Annotated in this window: 23 protein-coding genes; 1 reads left to right on the forward strand and 22 read right to left on the reverse strand. The window is 30.1% G+C overall.

Annotation, left to right across the window (positions count from 1 at the left end; translation table 11 throughout):
* Positions 1 to 12 precede the first annotated feature (12 nt).
* On the reverse strand, positions 13 to 1,344 hold the full coding sequence (locus MR875_08445) for an FAD-dependent oxidoreductase (protein ID MCI6994864.1): 1,332 nt from the start codon (positions 1,342 to 1,344) through the stop codon (positions 13 to 15).
* Between the two features lie 74 nt (positions 1,345 to 1,418).
* On the opposite strand from MR875_08445, the gene MR875_08450 reads away from it, so the two are divergent.
* Positions 1,419 to 2,042 (forward strand): CatA-like O-acetyltransferase, encoded by a 624-nt coding sequence (locus tag MR875_08450; protein ID MCI6994865.1) that lies wholly within the window; start codon positions 1,419 to 1,421, stop codon positions 2,040 to 2,042.
* A gap of 5 nt (positions 2,043 to 2,047) precedes the next feature.
* Here the strand turns inward: MR875_08450 and MR875_08455 are convergent, their stop codons facing one another.
* From MR875_08455 to MR875_08555, 21 genes are all read right to left on the reverse strand, one after another.
* The gene (locus MR875_08455) at positions 2,048 to 2,302 is read right to left on the reverse strand and encodes a hypothetical protein (GenBank protein ID MCI6994866.1); all 255 of its coding nucleotides are present in this window, start codon (positions 2,300 to 2,302) and stop codon (positions 2,048 to 2,050) included.
* A gap of 8 nt (positions 2,303 to 2,310) precedes the next feature.
* Positions 2,311 to 2,796: a hypothetical protein gene (locus MR875_08460; protein MCI6994867.1), complete on the reverse strand. Its 486-nt coding sequence runs from the start codon at positions 2,794 to 2,796 to the stop codon at positions 2,311 to 2,313.
* A 9-nt stretch (positions 2,797 to 2,805) separates the two neighbouring features.
* Positions 2,806 to 3,492, reverse strand: a complete 687-nt coding sequence (gene npdG, locus MR875_08465; GenBank protein ID MCI6994868.1) for an NADPH-dependent F420 reductase — start codon at positions 3,490 to 3,492, stop codon at positions 2,806 to 2,808.
* Positions 3,493 to 3,500: 8 nt separating this feature from the next.
* Positions 3,501 to 4,052 (reverse strand): DUF2284 domain-containing protein, encoded by a 552-nt coding sequence (locus MR875_08470; protein ID MCI6994869.1) that lies wholly within the window; start codon positions 4,050 to 4,052, stop codon positions 3,501 to 3,503.
* Positions 4,053 to 4,225: 173 nt separating this feature from the next.
* Positions 4,226 to 5,593 (reverse strand): MATE family efflux transporter, encoded by a 1,368-nt coding sequence (locus tag MR875_08475; GenBank protein MCI6994870.1) that lies wholly within the window; start codon positions 5,591 to 5,593, stop codon positions 4,226 to 4,228.
* Between the two features lie 4 nt (positions 5,594 to 5,597).
* Positions 5,598 to 6,953 (reverse strand): CCA tRNA nucleotidyltransferase, encoded by a 1,356-nt coding sequence (gene cca / locus MR875_08480; GenBank protein MCI6994871.1) that lies wholly within the window; start codon positions 6,951 to 6,953, stop codon positions 5,598 to 5,600.
* Between the two features lie 4 nt (positions 6,954 to 6,957).
* Entirely contained in the window at positions 6,958 to 7,515 is a 558-nt protein-coding gene (gene thpR / locus MR875_08485; protein ID MCI6994872.1) for an RNA 2',3'-cyclic phosphodiesterase, read from the reverse strand.
* 9 nt (positions 7,516 to 7,524) lie between these two features.
* Positions 7,525 to 8,655, reverse strand: a complete 1,131-nt coding sequence (locus MR875_08490) for a 3-dehydroquinate synthase II (GenBank protein MCI6994873.1) — start codon at positions 8,653 to 8,655, stop codon at positions 7,525 to 7,527.
* Positions 8,656 to 8,665: 10 nt separating this feature from the next.
* Entirely contained in the window at positions 8,666 to 9,460 is a 795-nt protein-coding gene (locus tag MR875_08495) for a 2-amino-3,7-dideoxy-D-threo-hept-6-ulosonate synthase (GenBank protein MCI6994874.1), read from the reverse strand.
* A 203-nt stretch (positions 9,461 to 9,663) separates the two neighbouring features.
* Positions 9,664 to 10,194 (reverse strand): class I SAM-dependent methyltransferase, encoded by a 531-nt coding sequence (locus MR875_08500; GenBank protein ID MCI6994875.1) that lies wholly within the window; start codon positions 10,192 to 10,194, stop codon positions 9,664 to 9,666.
* The gene (locus tag MR875_08505; protein MCI6994876.1) at positions 10,187 to 11,029 is read right to left on the reverse strand and encodes a pantoate kinase; all 843 of its coding nucleotides are present in this window, start codon (positions 11,027 to 11,029) and stop codon (positions 10,187 to 10,189) included. Before MR875_08505 ends, MR875_08500 begins: the two co-directional genes overlap by 8 nt.
* Positions 11,030 to 11,064: 35 nt before the next feature.
* Positions 11,065 to 11,439 carry a hypothetical protein gene (locus MR875_08510; GenBank protein ID MCI6994877.1) on the reverse strand — a complete coding sequence of 125 codons (375 nt, stop codon included), beginning with the start codon at positions 11,437 to 11,439 and terminating at the stop codon, positions 11,065 to 11,067.
* Between the two features lie 327 nt (positions 11,440 to 11,766).
* Positions 11,767 to 12,252, reverse strand: a complete 486-nt coding sequence (locus MR875_08515; protein ID MCI6994878.1) for a hypothetical protein — start codon at positions 12,250 to 12,252, stop codon at positions 11,767 to 11,769.
* A 393-nt stretch (positions 12,253 to 12,645) separates the two neighbouring features.
* On the reverse strand, positions 12,646 to 13,023 hold the full coding sequence (locus tag MR875_08520) for a response regulator (protein MCI6994879.1): 378 nt from the start codon (positions 13,021 to 13,023) through the stop codon (positions 12,646 to 12,648).
* Positions 13,024 to 13,044: 21 nt separating this feature from the next.
* Complete coding sequence (locus tag MR875_08525; protein ID MCI6994880.1) at positions 13,045 to 13,329, reverse strand: hypothetical protein; 285 nt, start codon at positions 13,327 to 13,329, stop codon at positions 13,045 to 13,047.
* Positions 13,330 to 13,496: 167 nt separating this feature from the next.
* Positions 13,497 to 14,630, reverse strand: coding sequence for a hypothetical protein (locus tag MR875_08530; GenBank protein ID MCI6994881.1), 1,134 nt, complete (start codon positions 14,628 to 14,630; stop codon positions 13,497 to 13,499).
* Positions 14,627 to 14,893 (reverse strand): hypothetical protein, encoded by a 267-nt coding sequence (locus tag MR875_08535; GenBank protein ID MCI6994882.1) that lies wholly within the window; start codon positions 14,891 to 14,893, stop codon positions 14,627 to 14,629. Before MR875_08535 ends, MR875_08530 begins: the two co-directional genes overlap by 4 nt.
* 459 nt (positions 14,894 to 15,352) lie before the next feature.
* Entirely contained in the window at positions 15,353 to 15,688 is a 336-nt protein-coding gene (locus MR875_08540) for a hypothetical protein (protein ID MCI6994883.1), read from the reverse strand.
* 29 nt (positions 15,689 to 15,717) lie between these two features.
* Positions 15,718 to 16,080, reverse strand: a complete 363-nt coding sequence (locus tag MR875_08545; protein MCI6994884.1) for a hypothetical protein — start codon at positions 16,078 to 16,080, stop codon at positions 15,718 to 15,720.
* A gap of 31 nt (positions 16,081 to 16,111) precedes the next feature.
* Positions 16,112 to 16,513: a hypothetical protein gene (locus tag MR875_08550; GenBank protein ID MCI6994885.1), complete on the reverse strand. Its 402-nt coding sequence runs from the start codon at positions 16,511 to 16,513 to the stop codon at positions 16,112 to 16,114.
* Positions 16,514 to 17,098: 585 nt separating this feature from the next.
* On the reverse strand, positions 17,099 to 17,950 hold an 852-nt coding region (locus MR875_08555), incomplete at its 5' end, for an AMP-binding protein (GenBank protein MCI6994886.1).

A 17,950-nucleotide genomic window follows, 5' to 3' on the forward strand; every position in this document is an offset into this window, starting at 1 on the left:
TCCAATTATAATTTAGTGAAATTTTTTACTTACTTCTTCTACAGCAAGGATTAATGGATCAGTAACCATTGAAACTGGTGGTGCATAAGCAAATTCCATATTACTTAAATCAAAGCAGGTTAAACCTTCAGTAATAGCTAAAGTCATAGTATCAATTCTTTCAGCTACTCTTTCTTCTGCTATGATTTGACAACCAATAATAGTTCCATTTCCATCACAAATAACTTTAATATCCATTGGTTTAGCATTTGGATAGTAACGAGCTCTTGTGAGTGCTTGTACTTTCTGTACAACAGGTCTAATTCTGTTTTGTTGTGCGAAACTGGTTGTGTATCCAACTGCACCGAATTCCAATTTACCAACTTTGGAAACCATTGAGTTTAAAACAGGATTAAATTTAGATTTTTTATCACAAATTGTGCGAGCTAAAGTTTTTGCTTCACGTACAGCAGTAGTACCTAATTGGGAAATTGTGTTTGATCCTAAAATCAAGTCTTTAGATTCAACACAGTCACCAACAGCATATACATCTTCTACTGAAGTTTCCATTCTATCATTTACAAGAATAGCCCATCTTCCGATTTCACAACCTGCCATTTTAGCTAATTCTAATTCAGCTCTAACACCAGTTGCCATGATAACCATGTCTGCATCGTATAAGTCTTCATCTCCAAAGCATGCTTTTTCAACTTTACCATCACCAAGTAATTTGGTAATTGGTTTACCTAATACAACTTGAATTCCTTCAATTTCAAGGTATTCAACTAAAATATCAGACATGTCCTTATCAAGAGATCTAGGGACAATTTGAGGTAACATTTCACTTAAGATAACATTTAAACCTTGTTGTTTAAGTGCAAATGCAATTTCAATACCAATCAAACCAGCACCAGTAACAATTGCACTTTTTGCATCTTTAATTGCTTCCTGTACTCTCATACCATCGTCAATGTTACGGATTCTGAATACACCATCCAAATCAACACCTTGCATTGGTGGGATAAATGGATTACCACCAGTTGCAAGAACCAATTTATCATAATCTAAGACGGTTTCTTCACCATCTTTTTGGTAAGTAACAGTTTTAACTTTAGAATCAACAGCAGTAACTTCTGCTTCAACAATAACATCAATATTTTTATTTTTATAATCATCAGGAGTTCTCATTACAATATCATCAAAAGATTCGATTGCACCAGACAATACGTAAGGAATAGCACATGGAGAATATGCTACTTTATTATCTCTTGTAATTACTGTAATTTCAATATCCTTATCAAGTTTACGAATATTTGAAGCTGTGGACATACCTCCAGCTCCTCCGCCTACAATAACAACTTTCATTTTATCAAAACCACATATGATTTATACAGTATAATATATATAATTGAATAATATAAAAAGATTAAGGTTATACAATGAAAGAAATTGAATTTAATTTAGATGAAAATCCATTTATTAATTTTTTATCCGCAAGATATGCAATGAATGCCAGAATAAACGTTGAAAAATTGTGGAATTGGTGTCATGAAAATGATAAATCCTTTTTTGTTATGAGTCTCGGCTGTCTGATGAATTCTGTAAACTCTGTACCAGAACTTAAAAGAAGAATAATTGATGGAAAGGTTATTGAACATGATTCTCTTGATGGAGTAAGTCCAATAATGGATGAAGGAAATAAGATCTATAGAGAAATGAGAGTCAAAACACCACAGGAATTTACTGATATACTAGAATGGCATGATTATGTAAAAAACCTATCAGGAAAGATATTAAGTGGAAAAGAAGAAGGGTTCACTATTGAAATGGAAAGAAGAGATTTTGAAAATATAGCAAACTTCTCATGCATTCCTTGGGTTGACTTTGATATGATTACAAACTGTGCTGTAAATGGTCAGGCAATACAACCTTTGATAACTTGGGGAAAAGTTAACGAAAAATATGAAATGAGCATATCAATTACTGTAAGCCATATTTTTGTTAATGGACGTGAACTTGGATATTTCTATGAAAATGCTCAAAAAGAATTTAATAAATTCTAATACTTCTATTTTTTTATATTGTCCAAATATTCATGCGCCAAAATATCTTTTAAAACCAACATTGCGTCTTCTTGTGAATAATCATAATTATCCTGCAATTCATCAAGCATTTGTCTGATTCTTTTTGCATATGATTCAATATCCACTTCCTTTTGATATTTAGTTAATATTGGATATTTACTGCTCCAAACTTCAGTCCAATCAACATCTTTTTGATTTTCATCAGTTACATCATTAATTATTTTAGTAATTTTATCCATAATCACACCTAAATTCTACACTTAAAATCCATTTCATCAATAATTTTTTGCAAATATTTCTTTTTCAAGACGAATTCCCTTCTATTAACCAATCTATCAGAATTTGGTTGAGAAACTTTTTCATTTAATCGCGAAGCGCCCAAATATTGAGTATCCCCTTCAGTCAATTTATGCAATTCATCTGAATCAATGGCTTTTTTAATATAGTAATAATCATTAAACAATACATCAAAGTCATTGCTTAGATAATAGAATTCCAAATCTGTTATAATCCCATCTTTATACCAGATGATTAAAATTGATTCATATTTAAATAATTCAGAAAAAGAAATCAAATTAAAATAGTCAATATCGGCAAGTTTAAATTTAGATGCAGGATATCTTTTGCCACAATGTTTAGTATAATACTCCAAAGGAGCTATAAAAAAAGAAAATGAATCATTTAAAGGAATATCAGAAATATTTTTACCCAATAATTCCTCAAATGAATTCATATTAACCAGTTATTCTTTATCGAGTGCAGGAATTCCGGTAATTCTTAAACCACCATAGTGGGATTTGTATTTGATATTTAATCCTATTAACAATGGAGTTATTTTTTCGATAATTCTTGCTTTTTCTAAAATACCACAATCAACTGTTTTGATTCCAGGTATTTTATCGATGATTTCAGCTGCAATTACTTTAGACTCATTATCGTCACCTGCAATTAAGCAGTCACATTCAATGTCTTCAGGGATGTTTGCAAGGTGAGAGTTTGAGATGTTACAGAATGCACAGATTACTTTTGCACCAGTTCCTTCTAAAATGGAGGCAGTTCTTTCAGCAGCAGATCCTTCCATCAAATCAATAAATCTGGATGGTTTTCCACCAATAGCTGTTTCAAGAGGTACAGTTGCATCCATGACAATTTTATCTTTACAGAATTCTTTGATTCCTTCAATAGTAGGTTTTTGAGCAACTAATGGGACGGTGATAATTAATACATTGCCTGCTTTTGCAGCATCTTCATTTGCCATACCAGTCATGTTTAAGTCATAATCAGCCAATTCTTCTTTAGTATTTGCAACTATATCTAATGCTTTTTCTTCTTTTCTGGAACCAACGATAACTTCAACGCCTTCAATTGCTAATCTTTTAGCAATTCCAAGTCCCTGAGGTCCAGTTCCTCCAATTATACTAACAATCATATTATCACCTATTTTTTATCATAAAGTAATCCACCAACAAATATTAAATATTCAGGTAGCTTACCATCATGAGCATAAAGTATTTTATACCCAAATAAGTCTTCAATAGTTTTATCTACATCAGCACCTAATCCTTCAATTGCATATCTCATTTTTACAGGCATTTTACAAGGCATTCCAAATTCCCTTGTACATCTCATACAAAGATTACATTTACCCATATACAAACCTAGAGCATCTTCATTTTCAAGCACATAAATGTCATTCATTAATCTGCCTTTTACACGTTCAAATCTTTTTAAAATAAACTCCAATTCTTGCTCTTCAAAAGTATGATCAAGTTCTTCTTGGGAAAATTCAATTTTAAAAGCAATAATCTTAAGTTTGTTATATGATTTCCAGAATTCATCTACATCAAAGTCATATGGAGGATAATTCCAGTTATATCCTACTTTCTCCTGTTCATCAATGCAGAGTTTTGAAAATTTTTCAAAATCAACATACTTCTCAAAGTATTCATCGACATCAACATCTGCAGTCAACTTTATAATCTCAGACATGATTAATAATATGAAAAAAATATATTATAAAAGTTTCTAATTTATTTATATTGAAACTTTATTTTTGTTCAAATAAATTCAAATAAAGTCTAAAAAAATAAGTAAAATAACATTTTTTGTAAAAAATATATATACAAAAAAATAGAATGATAAAAATTATAAAAAAGTAGAGATTAATTAAAATAATCCCTGTGTTTTCTTAAATAGTAATTAACATATATGTATCCAATAACAGAACCGACAGCCATTCCACAAACAATACCTGCGTAAATTCCAACATCTAACATGTGGAAACCAAATGCAAACAATGCTGCAAATAGTATTTCCAGAATAAATGATCTTAAAACTGTTAATAATAATGACAATCCGCCTTTACCCATTGATTGGAATATGTTTCCTGCAAGTACACCCAAAGGCATAAGCAACAAGAAGAAACTTAATATACGTAATGCCTCAACAAGTCTTGGCCCTAAAACTGAACTGTCTGCGGAATATGAGAATATAAATGATAAAGGTTCTGCAAATATAAACAAACATGCACAGATAATAGTTGATGCAATCAACCCTAATTTAGCACCATAAGTAAGTGCAGTTTTTAGATTTTCATAGTTTTTAGCACCATAAGCTGCACCACCTACAGTCAGTGCTGCAATACCAATACCTAATGATGGAGATATTCCCAAAGCAATCAATCTCCATGTAGCAGTATATGCTGCAACTGCGATTGTACCAGACAATAAAGTCAACCAGTAGTTCATTAATATTGAAACAAAAGATATAATGAACTGTTCCAAACTGGCAGGAATACCTACAATCAAAATATCCTTATATATGGTTAGATTGGTCTTATATTCACTCATTTTCACTTCTAAAAAGCTATCCCTTTTTACAAACATCCAATATATCATCAAAAGCATTGGAATTGTTCCGGCAATAACAGTAGCAAGTGCTGCTCCTGCAACACCCCAATTGAGTACATAAATGAAAATAGGATCTAAAATCATATTTATGATACCGGTAAACATTAATGGATATGATGCACGTTTGATTTCACCCTGTGATCTGAATATAGCAGACATCATTGCAGGCAAAAATATTGAAAATATACCTAAAATAACAATACTACCATATGCCATTGATGCATCAATAACATCTCCTGCACCAATCATCAATAACAATGGTTTTAATATTATCAAAATAACGATTGTTGCAATGATAGTTACAATAATACTTAGCATTATGGAATGAATTGCACTGTTTCCAGCACCATGATAATCCTCAGCACCAATACACCTTGCAATTAGACTATTTGAACCAGCACCCAAACCGTTTGCAAGCCCAACCATCGCTAAAAACAATGGAGTCATGAATCCAACAGCAGCAAGAGGTCCAGGACCTAAACCTGAAACCCAAATACCATCAATAATATTGTTAAGCATTAAAAATAAGTTACTTATAATGATAGGTAATGCTAACTTATTAATTGCCTTTTTTGGATGGTTTACAATTAAATCAATATCTTCAGTTTTGTTATCGTTCATAGAATCATCTTATAATGTGCTGTCCAGGATGGATAAAATCATCTAAAAATTCATCACTTGCAATATCTTTGAGTTCAATGAATTCATAAGTGTTAATAATGTTCTTTTTAAGGTTTTTACCAACTTTAATAAGTCCAATATGTTCCTGAGTAAAAATATGCTCAATTAAGCCTACAGCATTATTGAAATCTCTTTTTTGCATGTGAACCAAGAAATCATCCTGAATATAACAGTTTTCACGGCCATACTTTTTGACAAAATTTTCACATGCCTTATTGAAAAATACTTTAGGACCTACATTAACTTTAACATCATTTAAAGTTGATGACGCCATTTCCAGTAATATTACACATGTTAAAAGTTCATCACTCCAATAGTCTGCCTTAAAAACATTGAATTCATCGTCATTTAATTTGCGTTCAAGAGCTTCAGTTGTCTTTTTAAGCTGAGGATGAAGAGTATCAAGAGGGATATCCGGAATATTAAATTTAATAGCTATTATATCACTGTTTCTTCTATTGAATTCCTCAATTAAATCATCTTTATTTAAATTTCTGGTTAATGGATAAAAATAGTCTTTTTTATTATCTGAAAATATATAATTGCGTGCAGATTGAATAAATTCAGACAACTTATTAAGTCTAAGAGCAGCCCCAACATTACGGTTCATATCTGTTGGATCAATGACAATCAACGGATCATTGAACAATTTGGAAGTTCCATAATTCATTAAATCAATGCTATGACCATATTGCCATTTGATAGCTTCTTTTAAAGTGTTTTCAAAAGTTCCATAATGAATAATTAGCAATTCGCAAAGATAACCTGCAAAACCACCAACCTTAAATTCAGACCCATATGTCCCAGTCATTGCCATGAAACGTTTGAGGAGTAAAACTTCGTCTTCCTGACCTTCTTTTAAGTTAGCCTTAACAAAACGAGTATGGAGAATTGTCCTATCAACTGCAGACTTGAGTTGACTTCCATCTTCAATTGCATAACATGGAACGATATCAACTTCACATCCTTCAATATGAGTGGTTACATAAGGATGTGATGCAAAATGATGCTCAGGAATACTTTTAAATTCTTCGCAGCATTTGTGAGCCAAATCAAGGCCAATTTCCTTTAAAAATTTCTTATCAGTATCCAGTGGAAATGCTATAAAAATATCAATATCAGATTTGCCCTTAAGAACTGTGTGCTTAGCAACAGAACCTACCAAATTAACTTTAGCACCAATGTCGCTTTCATCACATAATAATTGTAAAAAAGTAATTATCCTTGATGAAACGTTATCAATTTCTTTTGTTTCAACAGGAGTTGGTTTTATATCTTTTAATATTAAACTATAATCCATGAAATCACAATTCAAATACTTTTAAATCTTCATAAATTGGTCCAGAAGGAGTTAAGGTAGATTTCTTTAAAGTAATGTTTGCAACTGTCATCTCACCAATTTCAATATTACTAAATTCTTCAATAGCTGATTTAACTTGATTTTTGTTTTTAGCGGATTTCATACGTCCAATAGTCAAGTGTGTTGAGAATCGTTTATCTTTATCAAAACCTAATTTAACAAACTCGCTGTCAAGTTTGTCATGCAATTCCTTGATAATTGAATCCTCATCAATTCCCACCCAAATCACTTTTATGTGATTATTATTTGGAAATGCACCGCAACCTTTAATTTTTACATTAAAAGGTTTAAATTCAGATACAACATTTGCTATTTTGCTTTCTAATAATTTCAAACCTTCAGTATCGATTTCTCCAAAGAATTTCAAGGTCAAATGGAGATTCAATAATTCGACATACTTTATATTAGTATCAATTTGTTTAAATTGTTTAATTACCTTATTAATTTTTGGTTTTAAATCATCATCCAAATCTATAGCCAAGAATGCTCGTATCTGTGACATATTATAACCTCATTGTTCAATAATTGTTTCATCAATAGCTATCCCAAAGTGACGTGCGTTGGTCTCAATATAGACTTTAACTTTATCACCAGGTTTAACATCAGCTACTGATAATGGATCATTGTTTTCATCAACTATTCTAATAGTTTCTGCATTTTGCAAGAGTGTTCTGATAGTTTTACCTTCATATTCTGCTTCAAGCAATAACAAAGGTCTTCTTTCGATTTTGCTTCTTCCGACATATGCAGTTCTGGTTTCACCTTCAGTATTGACAATCAATACTTCATCACCAGCTACAAGTTCAGCCAAATACCTAGTTTTATTTCCAGGAACCATCACATATGCTTGAACTGGACCTGCATTTACTCTAAATGGTCTTGAAGCTACATATTCACTTTCCAGTGATTCTGAATGGACTAAAAACATTGATTTAGAGTAAGAACCAATTAACATACCTTCGCCAGGTTTCATCATGTCAGTTGTGTCCACACATACTCTATCGCCTGAACCTAATGGTTTTACTTTAGTTACAGTAGCTAATTTTAGTTCATATTTGACTTGTGATGCTTCAACAACGTTTTGTGCAATTTTTTTAATGTTATTGAAGTCATTTGCTTCAAATATTACTCCATCAGTTCCATGTTCCAATGTTTCAAGTGCAACACGAGCACCATCTACATCACGGACTGCTGCGATAATTTCTACATCAAATTTTTGTAAATCAGCAATAATGTTTTCAAGTGGAATAATTGTCCAGTCAGTACCAATCAAGATAATGTAATCAACAATAGAACCTAATTTTACAGCTAATTGTTCATGAGCTTTATCAGTGATTTTTATATAGGCACATACAGTTTTCCCTTCGCTTTTTGCTTTTTTTGCATTAGCAATATCAGTTGAATCAGTGAAATCATCATTTAATTCAACAAAGCCATCTCCTTCACCGTTAATACCTACGAGATAAATGTCTGCATCATCAGTGTTTGCAATGATTTTTACATTACCGAGTTTTCTGATTTCTTCAATGTCATCAAAGTCCAAAACATGGTCAATTCCAGATTCCATTGCAGTAGTAATCATTTCTTTTTTATCTTCCCATAATTCATCAGGAGTGCTTATCCAAGCGAATTTGTTTTGCATTTTAATACACCTATTTTAAGAATTTTAAAGCTTCGTCAACTTCTAAATCGTTGTGAACAACTTCGGAAATAGCTCTTGTGATTTTACCAGGGTTTTCAGATTGGAACAAATTACGTCCGAATGCAACACCTGCTCCACCAACATCAAGAGAATCTTTTACCATTTGTAATAACTCTTCATCGGTTTCTACTTTTGGACCGCCTGCAATAACTACAGGTACAATTGCACCTTCAACAACTTCTTTGAAGGAATCTGGATCTCCAGTATAATTAGTTTTTACAATATCTACTCCAAGTTCAGAACCTACACGTGCAGCATGTTTTACGAATTCTACATCATGTTCATTGTCTACTTTTTGTCCTCTTGGGTACATCATTGCAAGAAGAGGCATTCCCCAGTATGCACAAGTTTCAGCAACTTCACCTAATTCTTGTAACATTTGACTTTCTGTTTCACTTCCAAGGTTTACATGGATAGATACAGCGTCAGCACCAAGTTGGATTGCTTTTTCTACGCTTGTTACGGTTACTTTATCGTTTGGGTCTGGTGCAAGTGAAGTACTTGCAGACAAGTGTACGATTAAACCAATATCTTTACCGTAACCACGGTGTCCTTGTTGTACAATACCTTTGTGCATTAAGATTGCATCTGCTCCACCTTGAGAGATTTCTTCTACTGTTTTATCTATATCAATAATACCTGGAATTGGACCGCTAGATACACCGTGATCCATAGGTGCGATAACAGTTCTACCAGTATTTCTATTGATGATTCTTTCTAAACGAATCTTTTTACCTATCATTATTATAACCTCTTTATAGTTATGAATAGTATATATCTTTATTAAAGTATATAAATATTAATTGTACAATAATATACAATTAAATGACTCTTTTTGAATAAAATATTAAATTTTATTTGTAAAAAATGAATAAAAATAAATATTTACACTATGAATTATTTAAACATGATATTTAACTAGATTAAAGTGTAAAGTTTATAATCCCATTATTTTTTAATAGAAGGAGTCCATAATTCAAATTCCTTGATTTGTGGTGGAATTCCTGAATCATGATAGGAATCAAGATAACCTTCACATGACATATAATCCTCACCGCTACTAACTGATGAGTTAAAGAACTCCAAAATACCTCTATTCCTAATAAAAGTATGTTTTGGTTTGAATGTTGATGACCAAATATAAAATACCTTAAAAACAGTATCCGGATGATATCCTCCACCTAAATCAATAGACAATATATCACATTTTTGAATTTTCTTAAAAACTTCAAGCAATGTTTCATGAAGACGCACATCAGCATTAATGAATTCCAGATTATCATTAGCCAGTTCATTCATTTTAGATATTGCCTCAGGAGAATTATCCAAAGCAATAATCTGTGAATCTTTGAAGTTATCCAATAGAATTCTTGTTGTATTTCCGACATGGCATCCAAGTTCTATGATTGTATCGCCATTTTGGGTTAAATCCAAGATTTGATTTCTATAATTTTTAACATCATAGCTAAGTTTAATCATAAATTATACCATTGTTGTTTAGTTTATCTACATGTAATTCTTCAATATTTAATGTTTTGAAAACATCTTCATTATATGATAATGCAAATACAGTATTTCCAAGCATAGCCATTGAACTACCCAAAATATCATCCATTGATTCAAAATACTCAATTTGTTTTTTCACTTCATCAGACATCAGGTTGGTTTCCCGTGAAAATTTATTTGAAAACTCCAAGAAATTATCCAAAGTAGGCTCCTCTTCAAATAATTCAAGATATTTCAAGGCAACTTCTGAAATAATTTTTTTATGATTTGGATCAGTTATTATTTCAGATGTCTCAATTGGACCAAAAGTTTTGTATGCAATATAGACATCATGATTAAATGATTTGATTTCACCAATTCCCGGTGCACCTGGTTTTGTTCTTAAAACCAAACCATTACCTGTTTGTGCTATCACATCACCTAAACCAGCACCTAAATTGACTTCAGCCATATGTGCAATTTGACCGCACAATTCATTGGAATATCCTAAATTTAAAAAATCGTTTAAAGCAAGTGTTAAACTTAATGCTGAAGCAGCAGATGTTCCAAATCCCGCACCTATTGGAAGTTGAATATCTTGAATAATTTTAAAATTAGTATCATTTAAATTCAGAATACCTAAAACTTCACGAATTATAGTGTCATCACCAAGATTAACTTCATATTCAAATCTATCTGAATCTATTATTGTGGTTTTAACACCTTTTGTGAGTAAAAATCCTACTCCACATGAACCATTTTTCAATTTGGATTCATGATTTTCAATATTAAAAAAACCAGTAACATGGCCTGGAACAAAAACGCTCATAATTAGTAATTGTCAATTAAAATAATTAAAATTTATTATTTTTTAAATTTTCTCAAATCCAGTTTCCAGTTTTTATAGGCAAGTTCATTATCTGTTTCTCTCCACTCAAGATTTTCACTTAAAACTTTTTTCTTTAACACTTCAAGACTGTGGGATTTTAAATCAGATCCACGATAATGCCAGAAATCATCTTTTTTATAGACATTTAAAAAACCAGTAACATTATTCTTGTCTATTTCAAGAGATTTTTCTGCTAGATTATTATCCAAAACTCTCCATTTCAGACCATAAAGACTAACAAGTACTTCCAATTCTTTCAATGTTTGAGCTTTAATTGATTTATCCCCAAACTGATATTCCCAGCTCATATCATCCAATTGATATACGTTCATAAATCCTGAAAACTTCATGATTATAACTATATTTTAAAGAAATATAAATTTTTATAGTTCTGTTTATTTTATAAAAAAAGAAGAAAAAGATATGTAATTAACATATCCTATATTATTTTTAGTTTTTTAGCTGTTTTTTCGTCAACTTCACCAGTTATTTTTAATCCTTTTGCTTTTTGGAATTGTTTTACCACTTTGCCTTATTACCTGTAAAATTACATCTGGAAATTAATCCATTTGAACCTCTAAAAGAAACAGCACCAACAGAAATACCCATCATCTGTTTCTCTAACATTAAGTTTCACATTATTATTAGTGAAAGTGGAGTTAATTAATTTACCATTATTACCTTTTCCAATCAATAGCTCCAGCATATTCAATTGCATAATTTGAATTGAAAGTAGAATTAACTATATAAAAACTATCTGCAGCTGAATCAACATATACTGCACCTCCAGTTCCACCGTAATATCCATTAAGTCTATCTGCAATACAATTAGTAAAAGTACAATTTATTACAGAACCATTATTAGCAGCACACCAGATTGCTCCACCATAACCTAAACTTACCTGATCGTTTTCAAATGTACAGTTTATTATTTGACAATTATCTACACCGGATTCCCAGTGAACAGCTCCACCAGACCAGGTTCTAACAATCTCAGGATCTGCATTGATTAATTTCATATTTTTAAGAACAATATTTTTTGCTTGGAAACAGAATATCCTATTCTTATTCCCTGCATCAACAGTATGACCATTACCATTGATGATAGTTCCCTCATTTTTAATATAAATTACATTATCCAATGTAATATCATTTATCCACATCTATTGTTCCACCAACATTTTCAACAGCATTCTCAAATTCACTGAAAGTTTTTACATGAACAGAATCACTTGTCAAAAACATCATCAGTATCAGTTGATAAAACCTCAACATGTTCTAATGAATTATCATCAACACTATTTACAACATCATCAGTAACATTATCTGAGGCATTAACTGTGGAAACACATAAAAATATGAATTAAAATTAAACCATAAATTCTATATTTCATCATTTAATAATTATATGATACGTAATATATAACGATTAATTAAAAAAAGTAGATTTTTAATTAAAATAAAAAAAGTGTAATAGTTATTACTACACATATACATTATACAAATGATAGATTATTTTGGAAATATTCTTGAATGGAAAAAATGAATGAAGAATATTATGAATTATTAATTTTATCAAATGCATTACCAATATATTCTTCAATAACTTCTTCTCCAAATGGTTTAGGTATAAAACCAACGAAAGAAGAATTTTCTAAAACCTTTTCTTTAGTACCTTCATCGGTGTTAGCAGAAGCAAAAATAATCGGAATGTTAAACTTTGAAATCTCCTCTGCTGCAACAATACCATTAATTTCCCCTTTTAATTTAATATCCATAATAACTAAATCTGGAGATAACTCCTTTGCTGAGTCAATAGCATCTTGACCATTATCCACAACATCAACAACATCATATCCTAATCCCATTAGAATAAATTTTAAATCCAAAGCAGTAATTGCTTCATCCTCAACAACTAAAATCTTTTCATTCATAACTAACCATCTTTATTTCAATTATTTAATGGGAAATGTTAAAACAACTCCCAAACCATTCTCATTTATTATTTCATATTCAGCATCCATTTGACTAATAAGTGAAGTGATTATTTGCCAACCTAATCCTTTAGATTTTAAAGCAGTATTATCATCCACACCAATACCATTATCATTGTATTCAAAGCAACAGAACATCTCACCATCTTTTTCAATTAATTTTAATGATTTATAAATAGTTTTATTGATCGAATTATCATCAAATGCATAATTAAATGTATTTACTGTCAATTCATTGATAATCAAAGATAATGGAGTTATAACATTAATAAAGTGAAATTAATCATCAATTTCACGAATAAAATTAATTCCATCAACTAATGATCTATTATACAACTGTTTATCCAAATCTTCTAAGAATATTGGAACATTCATATTGTTCATGTTTTCATCTTTATAAATTCTCTCATGAATTAAAGCAAGTGATCCAATACGTCTTTCTGTAATATCAATAATTTTTTCATATTCACCTTATGGAATCTTTTCTCCAAATTAATGAAACTCATAATTATTTGAAGATTATTTCTCACACGATGATGAACCTCCTGAAGTAAAACAGTTTTTTCATGATCTGTTTTGATTAAATTATTGGTATATTCTTTTTCTTTTGTAATATCCTGAGCAGACATGTTAAGACGAAGGAAATTGCCATCATCATAAATATTCCTTGCAGTAGCCCTTATGAACTTAGTCTTTCCTGATTCAGTAGTTAATACAAAATCATCAATTATAAACTCATCATCTTCTATGTTATTCAACATATTTTCTATTTTAATGTGATCATCATAGTCCATTAATGGAATGAATATGTTTGTATCCTCATCCCCTTTCCTTGGTCCACGATCAATGAGTTTATAAGTTTCAGGAGACCAATAATACTTACCATCAGCATCCATATAATGAATAGCAAGAGATGTAGACTCCAGAATATCTTCTACAACAGAAGATAATAATTTTAAGGATTCATTCTGTTTTATTAATTTCTCTTCCCTTTTTACATCTGTTGTAATATCCTGATTTCCAGCAACAAAGTAAACTTCACCATCAATAATATCTTTTTGAAGAATGAAATGCAATCTACGGATATCGTTATCATCATATTGATAATCAAAAGTATAATCCATTTTATCCAATTCATCTGAAAGAACTTTATTATATAACTTTTCATATGTTCCATCATCAAGAACTCTTGAATTGAATTCTTTCATAATCTCTTCTTCACTGACACCATTGAAATCTTTATGGAATCCCAATTCAGAAACATAATCCTTACAGTAATGGAGATTAGCTACTTTTTCCGCTTCTTTAGTGAACATGGTTCCCCTTTCAGGACTAACTACATAATTACCTGTTTCGAATTGCATATTCATTTTAGATACAATCTTATCAAAAATTGCGTTATCAGCACGAGTATTGTACTCATCAGTTAAATCCTTGATTCCCCCTAAATAGAATTGTTTACCATTAATAATTCTTTTAGTGAATAAAACCTGTATTTTTAAAATTTTTCCAGTTTTAGGATCTTTATAATCATAAACATCAATCATTTTATCAAGATCCCCAGAATAAACTTTACTTCAGCAACATTATTATTCAAATATCTTTGAATATCATCAAATGTTGATCCTGAAAGATCATGGGTTGTACTTAAGATATCACCAGTTTGAGAATTATCCAATAAACTACCTTCATTTACTGAAGCCACATCAGATGAATCTGAAGTAGTACCTAAAACATCATCAATACCATTTGTAGCATCATTGTTTAAACTAACATCTTCTGCTGCACAAGCAGCACCAACTAAGGACATACATAAGAATAAAGTAAAAATAATTAATAAACTATTAATTATATTTCTCTTAATACATATTCCTCCTAGATATACAATTTTTCACATACACATATAATAAATCAAATTTATTATACCACTAGAAAACTTCTAGATTTCATACATAAAAGACATTAGTTAAATGGTGTGGTGTACTTTACTAATTTATTGATATAGAGAGAATTAGATAACCAAAACCTTTTACAATAAATAAATCTATTTTATGATTATATATATACATTTCTAAATAAGTTATAATAATTATTTCATATAACTAATAAATTAAATTAATTTAATAATTAAATATTGAACAAAAAAAAGTAAAATAAATTTTACAACATTAATTTATTAGAATAATGTTAAATTTTTAATTAAAATGAAAAAATAAGTGGAAAAATTAATCAAATAAACAATTTTAATCTTATTAAACACATGAAATTACTAAATCAAATTAATATCCATTTCTTCAAATCGAACATGAGATTCATCACAAATGCTTTTAAAATCACCAATTGTATTTTTTAGATTGCAAAAATCATTTGCAAAATAATATACCACAGGAGTACTATTATCCTTGAGTTGTATTGCAACAAAATCTCTGTAAACCAATACCCTTTCCACTTCATTAAATCCACCTGTGGAATTAAACAATTCAATATCCTTTTTAAATGATTCAAAAACAATTCTTTCATTATTTAAATTAAATATCTTAATTCCAGGCACACGTGAATAATATCCTAAAATTCTGTTAATTCTTGCATAATCTTCCAAATTCATAAAATTCCCCCCCTAAAAAAAGTAATGGTTTAGTAACCATTATAATCAAGCAATTTTTCAGCCAAATATTCATCAAACACATACCAAATTCGATTATCTCTTAAAACCAGTTCTTTCAAATCATTTAATGAATTAGCTTTAATTACATGTCCAAATTCCCTATAGTAAAATATACCATCAGAATATTGAACTCTAAAAATCCCAGTATTGTTTTCAAAATAGTTTACCTTTAATTCCAAAGTAAGCAGTTCTTCAAAAAAGTAAAATACTTCCTTTAAATCCAAATCTTCAATATTTGACAAATTTAAGATACCATAATCAATTGCCTCAAGTGTTTCAACACTTAAGAAATCAACAATTTCTTCATTAAACCTATGTGAATTAAATCTCATTCAAACCTCAAAAATCATAAACAAAAAGTTATCACTCTTCAAAAATCATTTTCTCCATGATTGAAATAATATATTGATTTAAAGGATTATCAAGAGACAGAAACTCTTTGTTACCCTTAGTCGATCCAAATTCTGCAAAGTATGGAGTATGATGACAACCCCCTTCAACAGTTGTTCCCAATGTTATTTCATCTCCTTTGACTTTAACTCCAAAGTCAGCAAATTCGAATTCCAAAATATTACCAAAATCATCAGTTTCAAAAGTTTCACGAAATCCATTGAATTCCAATTCAAAAATAGCATTTAAATTTGATGAACACATACATGATGCATAAATTAATCTTATGTAAATTCCATCTTGTGAAGCTTTATCATATAAAAATTTAAAAAATTCATCATTCATCTCTTCAAATGAATATTTTTCATCAGCCATGCCAACATAAGTAGGCATATAATTTTCTTATGTTAATTCATCAACAAAGAAATGAAAATCATCATTTTTACCAACAGAGTTTTCAACAGTTTTTTTAATGTCTATTTTGATTTTTCTTGTAATTTGCATTTTCTACCTCTAAAATGGTGAATGGTTATGAAAGTTATGAAAATAAAGTAGCTGTTTAGAACATATAGGAAGCAAAGGTGAAAGAAATGATATATGAACTAAGTGAATGAAGAAATGAATAAACAATTTCTAAACAGCTACTGGTCAATTTAATCAATGAAAAGTTACCTAACTAAATCAAATAACAAATAATAGTTAAAAGAACACTATACTCCAGGAATAGTGAATTTTTGCAACTTGGAACATTATTATCAACCTCTTTTAAGATAATAAATTCGTATAGAGTCAAATTACAATTTCGATATAATGGTGTGGTTAACTTATATCAATTTTTAAAATGTATAAATATATTAATTTCAATTAATATATAAAGATTTCGATTTTTTGCAATAATTTTGAAAAATAGTGTTAAAAAATAAATTTTGAAATAAAATAAAAAAAGTAATTTTTGAGGAGTTATAATTCTCCTCTTTCACGTCTTTGGTCTAATAATTCAAGACCTAAGTCACCTAATTTGTATTTTTGGATTTTACCACTGGTTGTGAGTGGGAATTCATCAACAAAGAATACGTATTTAGGTACTTTGTATCTTGCAATAGATCCAATACAGAAGTCACGAATATCTGCTTCAGTAATATCCTCAAAGCCAGGTTCTTTAATAATAAATGCTCCAACAATTTCACCGTATTTTTCATCAGGAATACCAGCAACTTGAACGTCCTGTACACATTCATGAGTGAATAAAAACTCTTCAATTTCACGTGGATAGATATTTTCCCCACCTCTGATAATCATATCTTTGATACGGCCTACAATGGAATAATATCCATCTTCATCAATTGTTGCGAGATCTCCGGAGTGTAACCATCCATCTGGTTCAATTGTTTCAGCAGTTTTTTCAGGCATGTTATAATATCCTTTCATAACATTGAAACCTCTGCACATAATCTCACCGGTTTCTCCAACACCCACTTCTTCACCAGTTTCAGGATCTACAATTTTTACTTCAATGTTTGGGAATTTACGTCCAACAGTATTGATTTTTTTCTCAAATGAATCTGCAGCATTAGTTTGTGTAAAACCAGGTGCTGCTTCAGTAAGTCCATATACACTGGTAATTTCTTTCATGTTCATTTTTTCGATTGCATCTTTCATGGTTTCAACAGGACAAGTGGAACCTGCCATAATACCAGTACGTAATGATGACATATCAAACATTTCAAACATTGGGTGATTCATCATACCAATGAACATTGTAGGTACCCCATAAATGGAAGTACATTTTTCTTTTTGGATGGATGAAATAGC

It is taken from the genome of Methanobrevibacter sp., assembly GCA_022775905.1.
Classification (GTDB): Archaea; Methanobacteriota; Methanobacteria; order Methanobacteriales; family Methanobacteriaceae; genus Methanocatella.